The organism is Vibrio sp. D173a, from assembly GCF_030248475.1.
The window spans coordinates 1-918 of record NZ_JAHGAH010001503.1 but is presented as its reverse complement, the minus strand read 5'-3'; the positions used below and the strand labels follow the sequence as shown (position 1 = coordinate 918).

Here is a 918-nt window from a genome sequence, read left to right as displayed (position 1 = left end):
ACTATGGCGTAATTTTCCGTAAGTCAGAACTAGAAGGCTCCGAGCTTAAGTACACGCTTGATCACAGCTCTTACTTCTACTTTTTGAAGCCTGATGGCACCTTGATTACTAAGGTTCCGCATACACTTACGCCAGCACCGATTGTTGATGCAATCAAAAAGCTATAGCGCCTAGTTATAACCGTTAACACGATTCAAATAGATTGTTTAGGGAACCAAGAATTAATGAAACTAAAAGCCCTCGCATTAGCAGGTATGCTGTTCTCTGGTGTTACTCAAGCAAGTGACGTGATGATTCATGACGCCTACGCACGCGCAATGCCCCCCTCCGCTGTGAATAGCGCTGTTTTTACCACTCTGATGAATCACAGCGATGCAACTCGTTCGCTTATCTCTGCCTCGACACCGGCTGCGGGAAAGGTAGAACTTCATGATGTCATCATGGAAGGTGAGGTGATGAAAATGCGTCAGGTGGAAAATATTCTAATCCCAGCGCACGGCAGCACAGTACTCAAACCGGGTAGCTTACACATCATGTTATTTGATTTAGCTGCTCGCCTTGAGGAAGGGCAAAGCATCACTCTAACCCTCAATTACGCGAACGGCGACGCCCAAACTGTCGAAGTTCCTGTCAAAAAAGTGATGAATGGCATGAAGAAAATGGACCATTCTCATCATTAAGTTAGAGTTTCCATTCAGTTTCGCATAATAATTGACCATGACAGCTTCTCGTTGTCATGGCTTTTTGTTAAAGTCGCCAAGCAATTTAGAGTCGAGTGGTATGACATTACGTTATACTCACTACTGTCAATAACTCACCAAGGAGAACGTCCATGATTGTAATCAACCCACTAGCGCCCGTAGTAAAAGAAGCGTACTCCTCGTAAGGCAACAACCACTTACTTTCACTTACGACCAA

Annotated in this window: 1 protein-coding gene and 1 pseudogene; both read left to right on the top strand. The window is 44.6% G+C overall.

Features of this window, described 5'->3' with window-relative positions:
* Window positions 1–167, top strand: a pseudogene (locus KIV40_RS34355) (SCO family protein); the annotation flags it as partial.
* Window positions 168–224: 57 nt separating this feature from the next.
* Window positions 225–680, top strand: coding sequence for a copper chaperone PCu(A)C (locus KIV40_RS34350; protein WP_285353923.1), 456 nt, complete (start codon window positions 225–227; stop codon window positions 678–680).
* The last annotated feature ends 238 nt before the right edge of the window (window positions 681–918 follow it).